The organism is Neptunitalea lumnitzerae (assembly GCF_027924185.1).
Lineage (GTDB): Bacteria > Bacteroidota > Bacteroidia > Flavobacteriales > Flavobacteriaceae > Neptunitalea > Neptunitalea lumnitzerae.
Genome location: NZ_BRVO01000002.1, coordinates 708,804 through 728,955, shown reverse-complemented (window position 1 = coordinate 728,955; position 20,152 = coordinate 708,804). Strand labels below are relative to the sequence as shown.

The 20,152-nt window shown below is 33.4% G+C and carries 15 protein-coding genes; 7 read left to right on the top strand and 8 right to left on the bottom strand.

The window, feature by feature from the left end:
- Positions 1-64: 64 nt before the first annotated feature.
- The gene (locus Y10_RS10400; RefSeq protein WP_281765321.1) at positions 65-2,974 is read left to right on the top strand and encodes an FAD-binding and (Fe-S)-binding domain-containing protein; all 2,910 of its coding nucleotides are present in this window, start codon (positions 65-67) and stop codon (positions 2,972-2,974) included.
- Positions 2,975-2,988: 14 nt separating this feature from the next.
- On the opposite strand, the gene Y10_RS10395 is transcribed toward Y10_RS10400, so the two are convergent.
- Positions 2,989-3,819 carry a UDP-2,3-diacylglucosamine diphosphatase gene (locus Y10_RS10395; protein ID WP_281765320.1) on the bottom strand — a complete coding sequence of 277 codons (831 nt, stop codon included), beginning with the start codon at positions 3,817-3,819 and terminating at the stop codon, positions 2,989-2,991.
- Positions 3,820-4,015: 196 nt separating this feature from the next.
- Here Y10_RS10395 and aroC point away from each other — a divergent pair, with 196 nt between their 5' ends.
- From aroC to Y10_RS10380, 3 genes are all read left to right on the top strand, one after another.
- Positions 4,016-5,077, top strand: coding sequence for a chorismate synthase (aroC, locus tag Y10_RS10390; protein WP_281765319.1), 1,062 nt, complete (start codon positions 4,016-4,018; stop codon positions 5,075-5,077).
- A 102-nt stretch (positions 5,078-5,179) separates the two neighbouring features.
- Positions 5,180-6,487 carry a dicarboxylate/amino acid:cation symporter gene (locus Y10_RS10385; RefSeq protein ID WP_281765318.1) on the top strand — a complete coding sequence of 436 codons (1,308 nt, stop codon included), beginning with the start codon at positions 5,180-5,182 and terminating at the stop codon, positions 6,485-6,487.
- Positions 6,488-6,508: 21 nt separating this feature from the next.
- Complete coding sequence (locus Y10_RS10380) at positions 6,509-7,663, top strand: flavohemoglobin expression-modulating QEGLA motif protein (RefSeq protein ID WP_281765317.1); 1,155 nt, start codon at positions 6,509-6,511, stop codon at positions 7,661-7,663.
- Between the two features lie 54 nt (positions 7,664-7,717).
- On the opposite strand, the gene Y10_RS10375 is transcribed toward Y10_RS10380, so the two are convergent.
- Positions 7,718-9,769 carry a DUF4139 domain-containing protein gene (locus Y10_RS10375; protein ID WP_281765316.1) on the bottom strand — a complete coding sequence of 684 codons (2,052 nt, stop codon included), beginning with the start codon at positions 9,767-9,769 and terminating at the stop codon, positions 7,718-7,720.
- A gap of 108 nt (positions 9,770-9,877) precedes the next feature.
- Positions 9,878-10,840, bottom strand: a complete 963-nt coding sequence (locus tag Y10_RS10370; protein WP_281765315.1) for an App1 family protein — start codon at positions 10,838-10,840, stop codon at positions 9,878-9,880.
- Positions 10,841-10,915: 75 nt separating this feature from the next.
- On the opposite strand from Y10_RS10370, the gene Y10_RS10365 reads away from it, so the two are divergent.
- The gene (locus Y10_RS10365; RefSeq protein ID WP_281765314.1) at positions 10,916-11,779 is read left to right on the top strand and encodes a diacylglycerol/lipid kinase family protein; all 864 of its coding nucleotides are present in this window, start codon (positions 10,916-10,918) and stop codon (positions 11,777-11,779) included.
- A 59-nt stretch (positions 11,780-11,838) separates the two neighbouring features.
- On the opposite strand, the gene fumC is transcribed toward Y10_RS10365, so the two are convergent.
- The gene (fumC, locus tag Y10_RS10360) at positions 11,839-13,239 is read right to left on the bottom strand and encodes a class II fumarate hydratase (RefSeq protein ID WP_281765313.1); all 1,401 of its coding nucleotides are present in this window, start codon (positions 13,237-13,239) and stop codon (positions 11,839-11,841) included.
- 181 nt (positions 13,240-13,420) lie between these two features.
- Between fumC and Y10_RS10355 the strand changes: the two genes are divergently transcribed.
- Positions 13,421-13,594, top strand: coding sequence for a hypothetical protein (locus tag Y10_RS10355; protein WP_281765312.1), 174 nt, complete (start codon positions 13,421-13,423; stop codon positions 13,592-13,594).
- Positions 13,595-13,754: 160 nt separating this feature from the next.
- Here the strand turns inward: Y10_RS10355 and Y10_RS10350 are convergent, their stop codons facing one another.
- The 4 genes from Y10_RS10350 to Y10_RS10335 all read right to left on the bottom strand — a co-directional run bounded on the left by Y10_RS10350 (position 13,755) and on the right by Y10_RS10335 (position 19,694).
- Positions 13,755-16,301, bottom strand: coding sequence for a TonB-dependent receptor domain-containing protein (locus Y10_RS10350; RefSeq protein ID WP_281765311.1), 2,547 nt, complete (start codon positions 16,299-16,301; stop codon positions 13,755-13,757).
- A 192-nt stretch (positions 16,302-16,493) separates the two neighbouring features.
- Positions 16,494-17,450: a D-2-hydroxyacid dehydrogenase gene (locus tag Y10_RS10345; protein ID WP_281765310.1), complete on the bottom strand. Its 957-nt coding sequence runs from the start codon at positions 17,448-17,450 to the stop codon at positions 16,494-16,496.
- 22 nt (positions 17,451-17,472) lie between these two features.
- Positions 17,473-18,537: a 3-phosphoserine/phosphohydroxythreonine transaminase gene (serC, locus tag Y10_RS10340; RefSeq protein ID WP_281765309.1), complete on the bottom strand. Its 1,065-nt coding sequence runs from the start codon at positions 18,535-18,537 to the stop codon at positions 17,473-17,475.
- 95 nt (positions 18,538-18,632) lie between these two features.
- On the bottom strand, positions 18,633-19,694 hold the full coding sequence (locus Y10_RS10335; RefSeq protein WP_281765308.1) for an acyl-CoA reductase: 1,062 nt from the start codon (positions 19,692-19,694) through the stop codon (positions 18,633-18,635).
- 62 nt (positions 19,695-19,756) lie between these two features.
- Here Y10_RS10335 and Y10_RS10330 point away from each other — a divergent pair, with 62 nt between their 5' ends.
- Positions 19,757-20,110: a 4Fe-4S dicluster domain-containing protein gene (locus tag Y10_RS10330; protein ID WP_281765307.1), complete on the top strand. Its 354-nt coding sequence runs from the start codon at positions 19,757-19,759 to the stop codon at positions 20,108-20,110.
- Positions 20,111-20,152 lie beyond the last annotated feature (42 nt).

Here is a 20,152-nt window from a genome sequence, read left to right as displayed (position 1 = left end):
AATCTTTTTTTAGTTTTATGTTATCACAGCAAATCTATATGGGTTTCTTCAAAGTAGACGTTAAATGATTCATAAGAATACATCAAAAAAATCTGAAAATAATGAGAATTCTCAAGTATTTACAGATAATCTGCACAAATTAATGTATGCCACAGATGCTTCTGTGTATAGTGTTAAACCGCATGGGGTGTCTTACCCTAAAAGTATTGCAGATATTAGAGAAGTTATTCAGTATGCTGCCAATAATAAATTAAGCATTATACCTAGAGCAGCAGGAACCTCTTTAGCGGGGCAATGTGTAGGAGATGGAATTGTGGTTGATGTATCAAAACATCTTAATAAAATTATATCTATAGATGAAAAAGCAAAAACCGTTACGGTTGAGCCTGGTGTAGTTAGGGATGAGCTTAACTATATATTAAAACCATACGGATTGTTTTTTGCGCCTAACACTTCTACCTCTAACAGATGTACCATAGGAGGTATGGTAGGGAACAACTCTAGTGGTACTACTTCTATTAAATATGGGGTTACTAGAGATAAGATTTTAGAAATGGAAATTGTTCTAAGTGATGGTACTCTTATGAAATGTGCGCCATTAACCAAAGGTCAATTATTACATAAAATGAGTCTTGCTACTAAGGAAGGTTCCGTTTATAAGCAATTGATAGAAAAACTTTCAGATACACATATTCAAAATGAAGTGTTAGCGCAGTATCCTAAAGAAGCTATTCACAGACGTAATACGGGATATGCTTTAGATTTACTTTTAAGAATGCAGCCTTTTAAAAAGGAGGGCGAAGTATTTAACCTTTGTAAATTACTAGCAGGCAGTGAAGGAACTTTAGGTTTTACTACAAAAATAACTCTACAGTTAGATGATTTACCACCTACTAGTAGTGTGATGGTTGCAGCACATTTTAAGAGTATATCAGATTGCTGTAAAGCCGTAGCTCCATTAATGAAGCATGATTTATATGCTTGTGAAATGATGGATAAGGTTATTTTAGATTGTACGTTACATAATAAAACACAAGCCGCTAATAGAAGTTTTATAGAGGGAGACCCTAAAGCCATATTAATGTTGGAACTATCCTCTAACAGTTTGGACGAATTGGAAGTTTTAAAAAATAAATTATTAGAAACTATACAAACAGGTACGAATGCTTATGCATATCCTGTTTTAAAAGGAGAAGATATTTTAAAGGCATTTGAACTTAGAAAAGCAGGGTTAGGTTTACTAGGAAATATTGTAGGCGATAAGAAAGCAGTGGCATGCATAGAAGATACGGCTGTAGCAGTTGAAGACTTAGCTTCGTATATTGATGAGTTTAGTATGCTAATGAAGAAATATGGGCAAGATGCTGTATATTATGCACACGCGGGAGCAGGAGAGTTGCATTTACGCCCAATTCTTAATTTAAAAAAATCTTCTGATGTTCGTTTGTTCAGGCAAATAACCAAAGATGTAGCAGAACTAGTAAAAAAATATAAAGGTTCTTTAAGTGGAGAGCATGGTGATGGTAGGGTTAGAGCCGAGTTTTTAGAGTTTATGATTGGCAAACAAAACTATCTTTTATTAAAAGAAGTAAAAGAGTTGTTTGATCCAATGTATCTATTCAATCCAGGAAAAATTATTGAAGCGGTTCAAATGGATACATCGTTAAGAACTCAGGTAGGTCAGCCCGCTGAACACATACAAACCACCCTTGACTTTTCAGATTCTTTAGGGATTCTGAGAGCTGCTGAAAAGTGTAATGGTAGTGGAGATTGTAGAAAGTCGAGTCAGTTTAATGGTACTATGTGTCCTAGTTTTCATGCTACAAGAAATGAAAAGGATACCACCAGAGCCAGAGCCAATGTGTTACGTGAAATATTAACCCACAGTGAGAAAGAAAATAAGTTTGATTCTGAAGAATTAAAATCGGTATTTGATTTATGTTTAAGTTGCAAAGCTTGCGGCTCTGAATGCCCTAGCAATGTAGATGCATCTATGTTAAAGGCAGAGTTTCTTCATCAGTATCATAAAGCTCACAAACGAAGCTTTAGAGATAAATTATTTGCACATAATTACACTTACACTAAGCTGGCTGCAAAATTGCCAGGTATGAGTAATTTTGTTTTTAAAAGTAAAACATTATCTGGTACGTTAAAAAAGTTTGCTGGTATTGCACCCATGAGAAAACTGCCATTGGTATCTTCTTATGATTTAGATAAATTAAATAAGCAATTGCAGGAAACCTCAATTAGTTATAATAAAGTTATTCTGTTTATAGATGAATTTTCTAGGTATAACGATGTGCTAATAGCAAAAGATGCTATAGAGGTTTTATATAGACTGGGTTATTATGTAGAGCTGTATTACGGAGAAAGTGGTAGAGCTCATATTTCTAAAGGTTTTTTAGAAGAGGCGAAGCAGTTAGCTAAAATTAATGTGAAGTATTTAAAAAATAAAGTAACACACAAAATACCGTTGTTAGGTATAGAGCCATCGGCTATTTTATGTTTTAGAGATGAATACATACGGTTAATGGACTACCCTGAAGAAGCAAAAAACTTAGCTAAGAATACATATTTAATAGAAGAATTTTTAGCATCTGAAATACATAAGGGAAGTATTAAACCTGTAATGTTTACAGACACTGAGAAAACCATTAAAATACATGCACACTGCTATCAAAAGGCGCTATCTAACCAAAAAGCTACGTTTGATATGTTAAACATACCTATGAACTATAAGGTAACCCTTCTTAATACGGGTTGTTGTGGTATGGCAGGATCTTTTGGTTATGAGAAAGAACATTATGATGTAAGTATGAAAATAGGTAGTCAACGATTATTTCCTGCGGTACATAAATCGGCTCCGGATGCAATTATTTCTGCTAACGGCACTAGTTGTCGTCATCAAATACATGATGGAACAGGGCGTAAGGCCTTACATCCAATTACTATTTTTAAAGAAGCTTTGTTGTAAATAAAAGTAATATTTTAAAGTTTTCCTGTAATGGTAATAGCGGCTAAAAGATCTTTGTAATTCATGTCTTTTAATTCATCATCAGAAAAAAACGGACTCAATTTATCTTCTGAGTAATGGTATAATTTCCATTTTTTATTGCTGTACTCTAGGGCAGTTAGGTTTTCAATCCAATCTCCTGAGTTTAAGTATAGGCAGGTACCATTTTTATTTACTTTGCGTACCAATTGTGGTTGGTGTATGTGTCCGCAAACTACATATTTATACCCATTGGCTATCGCAAGGTCGGCAGCTACTTTCTCAAAGTCGCCTACGTATTTAACAGCTTTTTTAACGCTGTTTTTTATTTTTTTAGATAAGGAATATTTCTCTCTACCCATTCTTACCAATCCCCAATTAATCATTTGGTTGATTAGTATTAGCAAATCATAACCCCAACCACCTAATTTAGCAATCCATTTGGTGTGCTGAATAGAAGCGTCAAAAACATCTCCGTGAAAAAACCATGCTTTCTTGCCATCTAAATCCATTACTACCTTGTTTACTATAGAAATATTACCCATTTTAACATCGGTAAATTTGCGTAACATTTCATCATGGTTTCCGGTAATATAAATAACCTCGGTTCCTTTAGTAGATAAGTCAATTATCTTTTTAATAACCTGTAAATGAGATTTAGGGAAATATCTTTTTCTAAATTGCCAAATATCTATAATATCTCCATTGAGTATTAATGTTTTGGCATTAATACTATTCAAATAAGATAGCAGTTCATTAGCTTGACAACCAAAGGTTCCTAAGTGAACATCGGATATAACGGCAATATCTACTTTACGTTTTCTCAATGACTTTTGTTTTCAACAAATAACGGAGAACAATTTAACCCTAACATTAACTACTAATTAAGAGTAGATTAGACTTACGTTAATTTAAAGTGAATCATTTATTATTTGATAGTTACTAGTAAGTTTTATTTGGGGTAAAAAGATTAGGCAAAAAACTTGGGATTCCTTATTTTCGCTTACATTACAAATAATTAGCATGGCAGGAAATGTTTTTGGGAACCTTTTTAGGTTAACCACTTTTGGAGAATCGCATGGAGCAGCTTTAGGAGGCGTAATAGATGGTTGCCCTCCCGGTGTTGAAATTGACTTAGAGGCAGTACAGATAGAAATGAACCGACGCAAGCCAGGGCAATCTGCTATTGTAACGCAACGTAAGGAACCAGATGAGGTACGTTTTCTTTCCGGAATTTTTGAAGGAAAAACAACGGGTACTCCTATTGGCTTTGTTATTGAAAATACCAATCAGAAGTCGCATGATTATTCACATATTAAGGATGCTTACCGTCCTAGTCATGCAGATTATGTATATGATCAAAAATATGGTTTTCGAGATTACAGAGGTGGAGGTAGAAGTTCGGCCAGAGAAACTGCGAGTAGAGTAGTTGCAGGCGCTATAGCTAAGCAAGTACTAGCGAATGTTAAAATGTACGCCTTTGTATCTTCTGTAGGAGATATTCATTTAGAAACACCTTTAGAACAAATAGATTTTTCACTTATAGAGAGTAATCCAGTACGCTGTCCTGATATAGCCACAGCGGATAAAATGGAGGCCTATATTAAAGAAATAAGAAAGCAAGGAGATACGGTAGGTGGTGTAGTTACCTGCGTTATAAAAAATGTACCCATTGGTTTAGGAGAACCTGTGTTTGATAAATTACATGCAGAATTGGGTAAAGCAATGCTATCTATTAATGCCGTAAAAGGTTTTGAATATGGTAGTGGTTTTGAAGGAGCCAAAATGAAAGGTTCTGAGCATAACGATTTGTATAATGAAGATGGAACCACTAAAACTAATTTATCAGGCGGTATACAAGGAGGTATAAGTAACGGAATGGATATTTATTTTAAAGTTGCTTTTAAACCCGTAGCTACCATTATGCAAAAACAAGAAACCATTGACCGCGATGGTGCCTTTGTAGAAATGCAAGGAAAAGGTAGACATGACCCATGCGTGGTGCCAAGAGCAGTACCTATTGTAGAGGCAATGGCAGCACTAGTATTAGCAGATTATTATCTTTTAAATAAAACGTACAAATAAGTAGATTACTTTGTATGTTAATGAAATAGTTACAATACGTGTAATTTAATTTAAAATTATTGAGTAGCATAAACACCAACTAAAATCAACCAACTAAGTTATATGAAGAAACTAGCTTTACACTGGAAAATATTATTAGGAATGCTCTTTGGGGTACTTTTTGCATTAGCAATGGTGCAATTTTCATGGGGCCCTGAATTTGTTAAGGATTGGATAAAACCTTTTGGTAATATTTTTATCAATTCGCTTAAATTAATCGCAGTTCCGTTGATATTAGCTTCATTGATTAAAGGAGTTTCAGATTTAAAAGATATCTCTAAGTTATCTAAAATGGGGGGTAGAACTATTGGAATTTATTTAATTACCACGGTGATAGCTGTGCTAATTGGTTTGGCAGTAGTAAATACCTTTAAGCCTGGAAAAGCAATTTCTCAAGAAACCAGGGATAATTTACTAGAAAATTATAAAAATGATGCAGACTCAAAAATAGCCGATGCTGCTAAGCAAAAAGAAACGGGTCCGTTACAAGCTTTAGAAGATTTGGTGCCGAGTAATATTTTTAAAGCAGCAACCGATAATGGTAATATGTTACAGGTAATATTTTTTGCTATCTTTTTTGGTATTGGTCTAATTCTTATACCAGAAGAACAAGCAAAGCCTGTTAAGGCCTTTTTTGATGGATTTAACGAGGTAATACTTAAGCTCATAGATATTATAATGCTAGCGGCACCTTACGGGGTTTTTGCGTTATTGGCTGCTTTGGTTGCAGAAGCTCCAAGTACTTCATTGTTCTTTGCCTTAAGTAAGTATGCTATGTGTGTGTTGATAGGTTTGGCGCTTATGATTGTTATTTATGCACTTTTGGTTTGGGCATTTACAGGTAAAACACCAGGTTTCTTTTTTAACGGTATTTCTCCAGCGCAGTTATTAGCATTTTCAACTAGTTCTAGTGCAGCTACTTTACCTGTAACAATGGAAAGAGCAGAAGAGCATTTAGGGGTTGATGAGGATGTTACTAGTTTTGTAATGCCTATTGGAGCTACTATTAACATGGATGGTACAAGTTTGTACCAAGCAGTAGCTGCTGTTTTTATAGCGCAAGCTTTTGGAATGGATTTAAGCCTAGGCGCACAATTGGGTATTATAGCAACAGCAACTCTAGCTTCTATTGGTTCTGCAGCAGTACCCGGTGCGGGTATGGTTATGTTGGTAATTGTACTAGGGCAGGCAGGTATACCAGAAGCAGGTTTAGCATTAATTTTTGCTATTGATAGACCTCTAGATATGTGTAGAACTACGGTTAATGTTACAGGAGATGCGGCAGTGTCTATGTTGGTTGCAAAATCAGTAGATAAATTACATGATCCTAAGCCTAAAAATTGGGATGATAACTACCCAAATAAATCATAAGATTTATACTATTTTAGCCGCATGAAACTTTCAGTTCCTTTAGAATTTGCTCCTATCTATCAAATAGATGGGCAATTAGACCGACTGCTTAAGAATATTGAATTGTTAGCATATTTAAATCCTAACAATATAGAGCAGGAAAAAAAGCGTTTTTTTGGTTCTAAGTATACCGTAGAGCCAGAGTTTACCTATACGCGTTTAAAGTTTGATGCTTTTAAAACACAACGTAGATTATTTTCGTTTAGGTTAGAAGAAATTGAAGATGAGGTGATACGGTCTTTGTTTGAAGATCTTTTGTATCATTATTCTGGTATGGTACAGTGTATTGATACGATAGGTAAAGGAGATAAGTTTTATTACAACAGTCTTAAAACATTTGGTACACCTACTGATAAAGATGTTCAAAATGCTCAGTTTATATTGCACTTTAAAGATGTGGTAGATGATAATTCTATAAAGAAGTTTTCTGCCAATCAAGCGGCGGAATACTTTGCTGAGTTTTCTAAAAATTATCAGTTTGATTACAAGATAGTACAATCTACCCGATTGGCATCTGATGCCATGGTTAAAAATAGTACTAAAGAATTATTGATTAAAAAGAATGGTAAGTTTAGTGCCAATCAATTAAAAATATTGGCGCACCATGAGATTGGGGTACATTTACTAACCTCTTTTAATGCAGCGGCACAACCTTTAAAGATTTTTTCAAATGGTTTTCCTAAAAATGTTGAAACACAAGAGGGATTAGCAGTTTATAGTGAGTATATGTCTGGTGCATTAACGCTGAAACGATTAAAAACGCTTGCCTATAGAGTAATAGCAGTAGATAGTCTTAGACGTGGTTGTAGTTTTATTGAAACATTTAAGCAACTACATTTAGATTATAATTTGAATAGAGATGATGCTTTTACTACCGTTATGCGTGTACATAGAGGAGGCGGTTTTACAAAAGATTATTTGTATTTAACCGGGTTAAAAAAAATATACAATCATCATAAGGAAGGCAATTCATTAGATGACTTATTAACGGGTAAGGTTACGTTAAAATACAAAAAGACCATTCAAAAAATGGAAGGACTAGGGTTAGCGGTAAAACCAGTACACCATAATATTGCCTATACTACGAATGATAATACAAATGATAAAATAGATTTTATTTTAAATAACCTACGATAACAAAAAAGAGCGCTTTATTGCGCTCTTTTTAATTATTCGGTTAGCTATTATTACTTAATTTAAATTTACTTTTTTCTCTTTCGGGTATCTTATTTCATAAGATAAATGTTTTTCAGTACGCTCTCCAGCATTTATAGGTATTGTCCATTCTAATAGACCTTTCTCTTCTGTATAGTTATCAGCATCATAGGTAATGTCATTTACTTTTATTTCTTTATTTTCTGAAACGGGAATTCTATCTTTTAATTTCACGGTAACTGGTTTACTACCTGTGTTGTGTAAAGCTATGGTATAGGCTCTGTTCACAATTCTGTTATTACCTATAAAGGGTGTTGATTTAAAATTGGTATCCAAAGTTCTTTTTACAGTGATAGAGGGAGCAACACCTAATGAAAGGGTTAAGTTTTCCTTAGTTTCATACGGATTTAAGTAGGACTTGCCAACATACACACCAGAAAAGTAAATATTACATTGCCCAGGTAGAAGCTTTAAATCTTTCCAATTGGTTAGGGTAGCTGTTAGGTAAACATTTTCGTCTAGTACAGGTGCTGCTACATATTCATAGTCAGCTGAAACTTCCATTTTTTCTATATCTATTACAGATATTTCCATGATAGACTTGATGTGCTGAGGTTGTTTTATTTTATATTCAACAGAGGTGATGTTTTGGTCGGTAATAACATTTTTAGTGGTTAAGACTACAACACCTTCAGCTGTTCTAGCACCGTATATAGCACTGGCATCAGCCCCTTTTAAAACATTTATGGAGGCAATATTGTTTTGTGAAATATTTTCGAAAGTTGATTTGTCAGCAATTTCACCATCTATAACATATAAAGGCTCAACAGTGTTATTAACAGAACCAAATTCTCTTATTGAAACTCCAGCAACGCTACCAGTTAAGGCTTTTGTAACAGACTTATCTCTATTAGTACCATAACCTGCAATTACAACTTCTTCTAATTGGTTAGCATCCATTTCCATAGTCATATTTATAAGTGGACCATAAATAGGTGTAGTTTGGGTTTTAAACCCTACATAAGACACGGTTAAATTTTCACCATGTGTTACTGGTAAATTATACCTTCCGTCAAAATCAGTGGTAGTTCCTTGGTTTGTGCCCTCAATTAGTACTGTAGCCCCTGGCAAGGGTAATCCATCTGCATCTGTTATTACGCCAAACACTTCTTTAATAAAAGGGTTATACTTAGTAGCACTATTTCCTTTAGCTTTTGTTTCGTTATAAGTATATCTTGATATAAAATTTAAATAATGCGGATTCATTTCTGGTTGTTCAGTTGGTACCGTTGGGTCTGCGGTAGATAATGTTACTTTTACATTCTCCCAGTCTTCTCCAGTATCTTGGTATACATGTGCTTTAAAGAAAATATCTAAATCACTTTCTGTTGAATTTGTTTTAATATCATAAACAGGAAACCACCCCGCATTACTTACGTTATATTTTATATGAATAGCTATACTTTCGGTTTTATCACTGTTTATTTTTAAGGTAAGTACTCCTTTAACATCTTTGTTTTTAGAAGATAGTTGGGTTAATTCTTTTTCATAGGTATTTACAATTTCCTGTAAACTATCTTTTTGAGTAGCGTAGTTATAAGTTTCGTTCGCTATTTTGGTCATGCGCTCTCTATAGTAGGTAGCCATTTCTTGTAATTTTTCTAATGATGAATTTTCACTAGAAAGTAGCTTCCGATTGTTGTTGAGTAAATTTTCTTCTTCTACAAGTCCTTTTAAATTGTTGTTTATAAGTGCTATGTTATGTTCTTTTTCTTTCATAAGTGCTGTTAATTCGGTAATACGTTTAGAGTCTTTTTTATTAAAAACATGCGTAGTGGTAAAGTTCATAGCACTAATGGTAGCTGATTTTAAACCACTTATTTGTATGGAATTTTCATCTATAAAAGGAGATAAATTGGTAAATTCAAAACTGGTTTCTCCCTTGGTAGTTAAAATTGTACTGGTACGTTCTATTTGTGCACCAGAGAGGTAAATAGTGGCATTGGTAATAGTAGATTCTGTTTCTTTAGCAGTATGTTGACTCCACATTAAAAAAGGGGCAAAGAGTAATAGTAGTAAGATTCTCATAATAGTGTATTTTATTATTTGTATCTAAACTACTTTAACTAGTTGCAGTAAAAAACAATTAATGAGTAAGAAGGTAGTTTGTTATGGTGAACGTAAGACTTAGGTTAGTTAACCCAAATATTTTTTGGTGTGATTAATAGCATCTGTGCTATTTGTAAAGTAGCAATATTTTACGTTTAAGCTTTTCATGGTGTTTAGGGCAGTAAGAACTTTTTGTTTTTGTTGGGAGCCTGTTTGGCGTATATAAACAGTACTAATGTTTTTTGGAAACATTTTACAGATATTCTCATAGATAAACGGGTCTTTTTGAGAGTCGTCGCCTAGTAATACAAAACGTAATTCAGGGTAGAAGGTAACCAGTTCTTTAATTTTATGAAATTTATGATTATGACTACCGCCACCGGTAAATAAGAAATCGGCAATGCCTGTTTTAATATCTTTTAAAGCTAATACAGCTTTTGGGAATTTATGTATTTTGGTAAATTGAGTAATAAAATTATATAAATTCCATTCGCTACTACTCACGTAAAAGAACGCATTGTTGGTATCGTTGTTTTCTCTACCTAGATAATTTAATAAACGGTAGTGGTCTACTACATCGTTAAAAACTTTACGCTTATGTACGTTTTTGGTGAGAAGAACATATATCTTTTTAAAAAAATTACCTGAATGGGATATTAAAAAAGTGTCGTCTATATCACTTATAATTCCATATTCTCCTGGGTATGGTCTTACAAATTCACCTTTTTTAATAATTTCTGAGTTTTCAGTTTTTGCTGTAATTTGAAATTGATGCCAACCACTATCTAGAGTGATATTGTATGGTATCTTTAAAATAAACTGTCCATCTTCTTTAGTTTTAGTATGTGCCTTTAGTCCGTTAAAATTAAAATGAATGTCTACATTCTTTAAAGTTTTAATTCTAAACATTTGTATCACTGTAAGTGCATGTCGGTACCACTTTTGATCTAGTTGAAAACTATCCGGACTTAATTTTTTAAATACATGACCACTAATCACTATAGAATGTTTGTTAGCGTAGCCTCGGTATATTTTTAAGTCTATTTTCATAAGATATTAAGGAAAGTATAACTATTTAACTCTTGAAAACTAAGTAATTTTAAAGACAATCTTAATTAAAGAAATATGAAATTTTTCTTAATTGTAAACCCAATAAGCGGAGATAAAGATAAAACCGGTCTAATAGCCAATGTAAGAGAGCGTCTGGAAAATGAAGATTCTATAGAAACTTTTGAAACTACTGGAGTAAATGACCTTGAACAAATAAAGCAAAAGCTAACGAATAAATCATTTGATAGGGTTTTGGTAGCAGGAGGTGATGGTACGGTAAAATTAGTAGCCGAGGCTATGGAAGATTGTAGTTTACCTATAGGAATATTGCCAGCGGGTTCTGCTAATGGTTTGGCTAGTGATTTAGGAATTTCAGAAAAAGAAAATGAGTTTATACCTATAGCCCTATATGGTATTACTAGGACTATTGATGCAGTTTGTGTAGATGGTAAGTTAAGTTTGCATATGAGCGATATGGGGTTGAATGCACAATTGATTGAAGAATATGAGAAGAGTTCTATACGTGGTAAGGTAGGCTATGCTATTAATAGTGTAAGTACCTTATTTAAAAATGAAGCACCGTATGAATTTACCATTAAGTTAGATGATAAAGAAATAAAGGAGCAAGGTATAATGCTATCTTTTGCTAATAGTAAAAAGTTTGGGACAGGAGCAGTTGTAAATCCGCAAGGTAAAATTGACGACGGAATTTTTGAAGTGCTTGTATTTAAAAAATTAGATATTGTGGAATTGATAAAAACATTAAACAATCCAAAAGAGTTATCAGAAGATTTTGTAGAAATATATCCAACAAAAAGGGTAGCGGTTACTACTAATAATCCAGTTCCTTTTCAAGTAGATGGTGAATTTTGTGATGAGGTTACACAGGTAACAGCTTATATATTACCTAACAGATTAGAAATAGCTGTACCTGAATAAAAAAACCGGAACCTAATTTAATAGATTCCGGCCTTTATATGCAACTAATATAAAGTTAATTAAGATTTTAAAGAACCTACCATGTCTTCAGGTTTAACCCACTCATCAAATTCTTCAGGGGTAACATAACCTAAATTAACAGCTTCTTCTTTTAAAGTTGTACCGTTTTTATGTGCAGTATTAGCAATTTCTGCAGCTTTGTAATAACCAATTTTAGTATTTAAAGCAGTAACTAACATTAAACTGTTGCTTACCAATTCTTTAATACGAGTATGGTTAGGCTCAATACCAGCAGCACAATGCTCTTCAAAGCTAACACAAGCATCACCAATTAAACGAGCAGACTGTAAAACATTAGCAGCCATTACTGGTTTAAATACGTTAAGCTCATAATGTCCTTGTGTACCACCAACAGTAACCGCAACATCATTACCCATAACTTGAGCACAAACCATAGTCATAGCCTCGCATTGTGTAGGGTTTACTTTTCCTGGCATAATAGAACTACCTGGCTCATTTGCAGGAATAATAATTTCTCCAATACCACTTCTTGGTCCAGAAGCCATCATTCTAATATCATTAGCAATTTTATTTAATGAAACTGCTAATTGTTTTAAAGCTCCGTGCGTTTCTACCAAAGCATCATGCGCAGCTAAAGCTTCAAACTTATTGGCAGCAGATGTAAATGGTAACTCAGTTAATTGAGCAATATATTGTGCAACACGTGTAGCATATCCTTCAGGAGTATTGATACCTGTACCAACAGCGGTACCACCTAAAGCTAATTCTGCTAAGTGCTCTAATGTATTTCTTAAGGCTTTTAATCCGTGATCTAATTGAGATACATAACCAGAAAACTCCTGACCTAAAGTTAATGGTGTAGCATCCATAAGGTGAGTTCTACCAATTTTAACTACATTTTTAAAAGCTTCAGATTTAGCTTTTAAAGTATCTCTAAGTTGTTCAACACCCGGAATAGTAGTTTCAACAATCAATTTGTAAGCAGCAATGTGCATACCAGTAGGGAAGGTATCGTTAGATGATTGTGATTTGTTTACATCATCATTAGGTTGTAATGTTTTTTCTCCTTCACCAATAACTTTTCCTGCTAATTGATGCGCTCTGTTTGCTACTACCTCATTAACATTCATGTTAGATTGTGTACCAGAACCTGTTTGCCAAATAACTAAAGGAAACTGATCGTTGTGCTTACCTTCTAAGATTTCTTCACAAACTGCAGCAATTAAATCTCTTTTTTCTACAGGTAAAACACCTGCTTCATGGTTAGCATAGGCAGCCGCTTTTTTTAAGTAAGCGAATCCTTCAATAATTTCTTTAGGCATTGAAGCTGAAGGACCAATTTTAAAATTGTTTCTAGAGCGTTCTGTTTGAGCTCCCCATAACTTATCTGCAGGAACTTTAACTTCGCCCATGGTGTCTTTTTCTATTCTATATTCCATGAGAATGTGTGTTGTTATTATTATAATTATACTAACAAAAATAAGGAATAAAGAGAAAAATAGCCGTGTAAAAATGCAAATAAATTACATGATAAATGTTCTGAAAACTTTTGTTCTAAACATTTTAAAAACCCATAAATAAAACTATATTTGTAATTAAATTCGAAAATTTCCGGAAATTATGTTTGAATTTCAACAGTATCTAGGCTTCTTAGCTTTTTTAACTATCCTTACTATAGGATTCTGGTTAATGATCTTCTTGCTAACCTTTGTAGTTCCTTACTGGGTAGGCGGAGGACTTATGGAGTTCTTAAAAGAAAAGAGAGATGCTAAAAAAGCTAAATTAGAAGAATAAAAAAAGAAGCCAAACGGCTTCTTTTTTTTTGATTTATTTTTTCTTATTTACAATATAAAATATAGGTTAACAATTGCTAAAAAAGTTACGCATATAAAAAAACGGGGACTAATGTTAGTCCCCGTTTTTATTTAGTTATGTTTAATGTTTTTTAGAATTCTTATCCGCCAAATTCCATATCGTCTCCTCCACCTGGCATTTGTTCGTTACCACGGTTTCTTTTGAAATCATTCTTTTTCATATTGAAACGGTACATAAAGTTCACTGTAATTTGACGCTCTCTCCATTGAAATTCACTATAAGTAATGGCGCTATCTGTAAAAGTGGTAGATCTACGTTTTCTAGAGTTAAATAGGTCACTAACATTCAAGGATACAGTAGCATTTTCATTAAATACTTCTTTACTAAATGCTAGATTGGTGGAAAACATACCCTCATTCTCACTTTGTGCATTTTTACTTGGCCCTCTGTACATCATATTTGCCTGAAACTCTACTGCAGCAGGTAAAGTAACTTTTGAAGTTAATCTTGCGAACCAAGAGAAGTTATTAGAACTAAAATCTTTTTCTTCTTGTAAACCAGTGTTATAATTGGTGTAAGAGTAGCTACCCATAACATTTTGTTGGAAGAGGTTTACGTTACCAGATAATCTCCATTTTTTAATAGGATTATAAGTTGAAGTAAATTCTAAACCATAGCGTTCTTCTACACCTACATTTAATGGAGTTCTCACTTGAACAGGAACTTCAATAGTTTCTTGAGCGGCTGGTGCTGTAGGATCATAGTTAGGGCTAGTAGGATCGTTAACCGGATCATTTTCGTCATATTCTGGGTTGTCAATTTCAACCACATCATCGGTATCTAAAGTAACAAACTGAAAAGTTCCTGTAGATCTGTTATAGTATGCAGAAGTGCTTAAAGTAAATTTATCCCAACGTTGAATAAAACCTAAATCATATGCATTGGTAAAAGTAGGATCAATATCTGGATTACCTTGAAATAAGTTGGTGTTACTAGAATAATTAGGATAAGGATTCAGGAAACGAGACCAAGGTCTTCTTAAACGTCTACTATAACTTACAGTAAGTTGAGTTTTTTCAGAGAATTCATAGCCTAAAAATACAGAAGGGAACCAATTGGTATACTTTTTAGTAGTAGCATCATAATCTTGTCCTGGTTCAATACTAATATTAGTATCTTCCATACGTAAACCACCTAATACATTCCATTTTCCTAATTTAGTACCATATTGTATGTAAGCAGCGTTAATCTTTTCTGAATAGTTAAACAAGGTATTAGTATAATTAGCAAAGTTTTCGTTGTAACTACCATCATCAAGAAGTTGACCATAACGGAAAACAGTTTCGTAATCATTAAAGTTTCCTCTATAACCAGCTTCTAACTGACTATTTCCATTTTCTCCTAGAGGCAAAATATAATCGGCCTGAACTAGGTGGCTGTTATTATTATTATCTTGAAATGTTCTTTCTGGTGCAATAATGGTATCACTTCCAATTACTCTTTCATTAATATAAGAGTCTTCCAATTCATCATTTCTAGAAAATTGATAATCAACCGTCAATTTATGTCCGTCTTTTTTAAAGCGTTTTTCATAATTTAGAGCATATTGAAAAGCTTCTTCGTTATCCTCTTGTTTGGTAAAACGGTTACGTCTTGTTAATAAAGTTCTGTTAGGATTGTAGTTAAAGAGATCGATATTGGTTTCGTCTGTTCCATCTTGTGTTCTATACACTACAGAATTGGTAATAGACGAAGTAGAGTCAATATAAAACTCAACACCAACATTGGTAGAGAAATTGTTACCCATGCGGTCATAATTTCTATATTCATCTTGAAACCCTGTGGTAGTTCCATTATCCGGGTCTAGGTTTTCTTGTTCGTACAAAGCATTACCAGGAGCATTGCGGTATCGGTACGAGGTATTTGTGAAAATATTGAATTTTTGACTTCTTAAGTTTAGGTTTAAAGATCCTCCAAAATTATCAGGGTTACCTGCAAAAGCATTTACAGAACCATTCACACCAAGAGCTTTTCCTTTCTTAAGTACAATGTTGATGATACCAGCCGTACCTTGTGCATCGTACCGAGAAGATGGGTTGGTAATTACCTCTACCTTTTCAATAGCATCTGATGGTATTTGCTGTAATGCATTATTGTCTAAACCAGATAAAGCAGAAGGTTTACCATTAATTAAAATACGAACATTTTCATTTCCTCTTAAAGAAATACCACCTTCAACATCTACTGTAACAGATGGTACATTATCTAATACATCGGTAATAGAACCTCCTTTTACAGTCATATCAGATCCTACGTTATAAACCTTTTTGTCTAAACGTAATTCAACAGTAGTTTTTTCAGCAGAAACTTCAACAGCATCTAATTGCGCAACGTCTAAGCCTAATTTAACCACTCCCATATCTTTATCTGCGGTAAGAGTTTGATTGTTTAACTGATAAGTAGAATAAGAAATAAATTCTACTCTAATGTTATAAGTTCCGGGTGTAGTTTCTACATTAAACTTACCATTCATATCGGTAACTCCTCCTGTTACTTGTTGAGTAGCTGTATTTTGCAAAACAAGGGTAGCGTACTCTAAAGGCTCATTGGTGTCCCTATCAATTACAGTACCAGTAACTTTAATTGTTTTTCCTTCTTGGGCAAAAGAAGAAAAGAGTGATAACATGCATAGCAAACATGTTAGAAATTTGAGTTTTTTCATTATAGATAATTAGTTATTTCATCTTGGATTGCAAATATCTCATTGGGTTTAATCATACTTGGTTAAAAGTTTGTTAAAAGAAGAATGAGAATAGAGTAAAAAAAAGCGACCTTTTAAATAAAAGGCCGCTTAAATTATGAATGTGTAATTTTCTTACTAACTTAAATGAAGGATGCTAATAATTTGCTCTGCAAGTTCAACACCAATTCTATCTTGTGCTTCATTAGTTGCAGCTCCAATATGCGGAGTTAAAGAAATTTTAGGGTTCATTAGTACTTTAAGGGCTGGGGTAGGTTCGTTTTCAAAAACATCCAATCCAGCAAAAGCTACTTTACCACTTTCTATAGCGTCTATTAAGGCAACTTCATCTATAACACCGCCACGTGCAGCATTTACAATACCAACACCATCTTTTAAAGATTCAAATTCTTTAGTGCTTAGTACGTATCCATCTTGAGCAGGAACGTGCAGTGTAAGGAAATCAGCTTGTTTAAATACATCTTCCATGTGCATGGTTTCAATTTCTACATTAATGTATTGTCCATTATAGAAATCTACTTTAATTTCTGCTTTGTCTACAAACTTATCAGCAGCTACTACTTTCATACCTAAACCTAAGGCAACTTTAGCGGTAGCTCTACCAATACGTCCAAAACCTACAATACCAAGCGTTTTACCTCTTAGCTCTGTACCGGCAGCATATGCTTTTTTAAGTGCGGCAAATTTAGTTTCACCTTCTAATGGCATATTTCTGTTGGCATCATGTAGAAAACGAACACCTGTAAATAAGTGAGCGAATACTAATTCGGCAACAGACTCTGAAGATGCAGCAGGAGTATTGATTACATGGATACCTTTTTCTCTTGCATAAGCCACATCAATATTATCCATACCTACACCACCACGACCAATAATTTTAATAGAAGGGCAAGCGTCAATTATATCTTTTCTAACTTTGGTAGCCGAACGAACTAAGATTACATCTACTTCATTTTCGTTGATGTAATTAATAAGTTGCTCTTGCGCTACTTTTGTTGTAATAACTTCTATTCCAACTTTTTCTAAGGCATCAATTCCACTTTGTGAAACACCATCATTTGCTAAAACTTTCATTTTTATATGTCTTGACTAATTATTATAAGGTATTTTCAAACTTCTTCATTGTGTCTACTAATACTTCAACACTTTCTAGTGTTAAACCATTGTACATAGATGCACGGTAACCACCTACACTTCTGTGCCCATTTAATCCATTAATACCAGCTTCTTTCCATAAGTTATCAAAAACTTCTTTATGGCTATCGTCTACTAGGTTAAAAGTAGCATTCATAGTAGAACGATCTTCTTTTGCTGCAAAACCAGTAAATAATGGGTTTCTATCAATTTCGGCATATAAAAGCGCTGCTTTTTGGTTATTGATTTTCTCAATAGCAGCTATACCACCTAAGTTTTGTAACCAATCTAAAGTTAGCATAGACACGTAAACAGCAAATACAGGAGGAGTATTAAACATACTTTCCTTTTCAGCGTGCACTTTATAACTTAACATAGAAGGAATGCTACGAGTAACTTTTCCTAGAATGTCTTCTTTAATAATAACAAGCGTAGCACCTGCTGGTCCCATGTTTTTCTGAGCACCTGCATAAATTAAGTCGAATTTAGAAAAATCTAATTGACGAGAAAAAATATCAGAACTCATATCACATACTACTGGGATACTACCTTCTGGAAACTCTTTGTATTGGGTACCAAAAATAGTATTGTTAGAAGTACAGTGAAAATAATCTGCATCAGAAGGAATAGTATATCCTTTTGGAATGTAGTTATAGTTTTGATCTTTAGAAGAAGCAATCACATCTACCTCCCCAAACATTTTAGCTTCTTTAATAGCTTTAGAAGACCATGTACCTGTATCAGCATAAATTGCTTTCTTTTCTAAAAGATTATACGCGGTCATAAGAAATTGCATACTAGCGCCACCTTGTAAAAATAATGCTGTATACCCTTTATCCTTCAATCCTAAAAGCTCTAACGCTAAATTCTGAGCTTTATCCATTACCGCAATAAAATTCTTGTCTCTGTGTGAAATTTCAATAATAGATAAATCCATATTGTTGAAATTTAAAAGAGCCTGAGAAGCTTTCTGAAAAACTTCTTGCGGTAAAACACATGGTCCTGCACTAAAATTATGCTTTTTCATAAAATTGTAACTTAAATATAAAGTAGTTGTGTTAAACAAAATACAAAGGTGCTAAATATTGTTTTAAATTGTAATACAGAGCACATAATTTTCTATTAAATTTTTAACAAGAAATCAACAGTATCCACATTATCTGCATAATCCCATAATTGTGGTTTCTGTGTTTTCCCGAAATCAATAGTAATAAAGTCGGCTAAATTACCAACAATACATTGAATATCATCTTTTTTGTTCGTTAATATTTTTCTAATATGAGCAGAATCTGCGTATTCTTCGTAGAATAGTGTAGCTATAGGAGAGGAAAAACTCTCATCTTTTTTTAGCATTAAAAAGCCGTTTTCCAATAATTTAAACTGACTCATTAAATACACTGCTTTATTATAGTCATAATTATTAGCATATTTCTGCTCGTTAATTATATCACTAAAAATAAAAATAGATTCAAAAAACTTTTTAAAATCATAGCCCTCAGGAACATATAATTTAGATACATTTCTGCAGCCTAATCCGTAGTACCTAAAAATATCTTCTCCTAGTAATCTTAATTCTGCTTCTGTTTCGTTACCATTTAAAACTGCAACAGAATTTCTATTTTTTCTAATAATACTAGGTTTGTTTTTAAAATAATATTCAAAGTATCTGGCAGTATTATTACTTCCTGTTGCAATTACAGCGTCAAATTCTGGTAATCTGTCATCGGTAAATACAATACAATCTTTAAAGTCTTCACATACTTCTTGGAGGTATTTAGCTAAAATAGGTAACAACACATTATCGTTAGAAGATTGTTTCACAATAGCTTTATTACCGGTTATGAGTACCGATAAAAAATCGTGAAAACCAACTAACGGAATATTACCAGCCATAATAATGGCAATATTTTTAGGTTCTTTACTGTAGGTAAGGTTATATTTTGCTAACCAAGTAGTAATATTTTCTTCTTTTAAAGCTTCAGACCAGCTTTCGCAAGCAAAAAGCACCTCTTTTTTGGTAAACCAAGAGTTGCGTAAATATGCTAGGTTTATCTGATCTTGAAATATATCGAAGAATAAATCGTTCTTTTCAATGTTTTCTTTTTTGATAATGCCGTTGTTAGAAAACTGTTCAAGGAATTTTCCTAATGTTATAAAAGCATTTATCTTTTTATTAAAATCCATAAAGTTTTGTTTATGTTTTATAATGGCTTTAAATTTGTACAAATTTATGTAAAGAAAAAAATATGGCTATAATAATAACAGACGAATGTATTAATTGTGGAGCATGTGAGCCAGAATGCCCTAATACTGCTATCTATGAGGGTGCAGATGATTGGCGTTATAGTGATGGAACACAATTAAATGGAGATGTTGTTTTACCTGATGGTAAATCAGCCAATGCAGATAATGCTCAAGACCCAATTTCTGATGAGATATACTATATTGTACCAGATAAATGTACAGAGTGTAAAGGTTTTCATGAAGAGCCTCAATGTGCCGCTGTGTGTCCGGTAGATTGTTGTATACCAGATGACAATCACGTAGAAACTGAGGACGAATTATTGGCAAAACAACGTTTTATGCACCCAGATGGGTAATTAGAACTAATTTACAGATATAAAAAACCGCTTGTCTGAAGT

Coding starts and splice junctions, on each gene's coding strand:
- Y10_RS10355 (WP_281765312.1), top strand. CDS start 13,421: ATGTTTGAATTTCAACAGTATCTAGGCTTCTTAGCTTTTTTAACTATC.
- Y10_RS10370 (WP_281765315.1), bottom strand. CDS start 10,840: ATGAAAATAGACTTAAAAATATACCGAGGCTACGCTAACAAACATTCT.
- Y10_RS10385 (WP_281765318.1), top strand. CDS start 5,180: ATGAAGAAACTAGCTTTACACTGGAAAATATTATTAGGAATGCTCTTT.
- Y10_RS10345 (WP_281765310.1), bottom strand. CDS start 17,450: ATGAAAGTTTTAGCAAATGATGGTGTTTCACAAAGTGGAATTGATGCC.
- Y10_RS10375 (WP_281765316.1), bottom strand. CDS start 9,769: ATGAGAATCTTACTACTATTACTCTTTGCCCCTTTTTTAATGTGGAGT.
- Y10_RS10365 (WP_281765314.1), top strand. CDS start 10,916: ATGAAATTTTTCTTAATTGTAAACCCAATAAGCGGAGATAAAGATAAA.
- serC (WP_281765309.1), bottom strand. CDS start 18,537: ATGAAAAAGCATAATTTTAGTGCAGGACCATGTGTTTTACCGCAAGAA.
- Y10_RS10335 (WP_281765308.1), bottom strand. CDS start 19,694: ATGGATTTTAATAAAAAGATAAATGCTTTTATAACATTAGGAAAATTC.
- Y10_RS10400 (WP_281765321.1), top strand. CDS start 65: ATGATTCATAAGAATACATCAAAAAAATCTGAAAATAATGAGAATTCT.
- fumC (WP_281765313.1), bottom strand. CDS start 13,239: ATGGAATATAGAATAGAAAAAGACACCATGGGCGAAGTTAAAGTTCCT.
- Y10_RS10330 (WP_281765307.1), top strand. CDS start 19,757: ATGGCTATAATAATAACAGACGAATGTATTAATTGTGGAGCATGTGAG.
- aroC (WP_281765319.1), top strand. CDS start 4,016: ATGGCAGGAAATGTTTTTGGGAACCTTTTTAGGTTAACCACTTTTGGA.
- Y10_RS10350 (WP_281765311.1), bottom strand. CDS start 16,301: ATGTTATCACTCTTTTCTTCTTTTGCCCAAGAAGGAAAAACAATTAAA.
- Y10_RS10380 (WP_281765317.1), top strand. CDS start 6,509: ATGAAACTTTCAGTTCCTTTAGAATTTGCTCCTATCTATCAAATAGAT.